The organism is Enterococcus sp. S53 (assembly GCF_016516865.1).
Classification (GTDB): Bacteria; Bacillota; Bacilli; order Lactobacillales; family Enterococcaceae; genus Enterococcus_D; species Enterococcus_D innesii.
This window is the reverse complement of record NZ_JACVUH010000067.1, coordinates 1-613: the sequence shown is the minus strand read 5'-3', so window position 1 is coordinate 613 and position 613 is coordinate 1. Positions and strand designations below refer to the sequence as shown.

Below are 613 nucleotides of genomic sequence, written 5' to 3'. Positions count from 1 at the left end.
TTATTAATGAATCTATTTTTAAAGGAATAGCAGGCATCAGAAAAATCGGATCACGTCCTAAAGGTGTTGTTATTCACAATGATGGTGGAAGCATGACGCCATCTCAGTATGTGACATGGCTTAAGCAACGCTATAATAACGGGGAATCTTCTAAAGGATTTGCTCATTATTATGGTAATCGGGATGAGATGGCCAGAGTTGAAGATACTTATAATGCGGCATGGCATACAGCCAATTATGAGGGAAATCAAAATTACGTCGGGTATGAAGTGTGCCAATCATTTTCAGCAACTGATGAAGAGTTCTTGGCAAATGAACAAGCGGTGTTTAAACAAGTGGCGGAAGATATGATTTTCTGGGGCTTGGATGTCAATCGAAACACAGTGAGACTTCATAAAGAATTTTCATCAACTGATTGTCCACACCGTTCATGGGCGTTACATGGAAAGTCTGTTAACGCTGTTAAAGACTATTTTATCGAACAAATCATGAAGTATATTGTTGCAGCGAGCACCAATAACAATACGCAAAATAAAGTGGTACAAGAAGTTCTTGCCCAAGGATCAAAAGATAAAATTGGTGGTCTGGGTTATCGTATGCATGTTCAGTCGAA

1 protein-coding gene is annotated in these 613 nt (G+C 39.0%); it reads left to right on the top strand.

Annotated features, from left to right (window positions below; all coding sequences use genetic code 11):
• Positions 1-2 precede the first annotated feature (2 nt).
• Positions 3-613: N-acetylmuramoyl-L-alanine amidase (locus IAE45_RS18700; RefSeq protein WP_325123443.1), on the top strand; the 611-nt coding region annotated here is incomplete at its 3' end.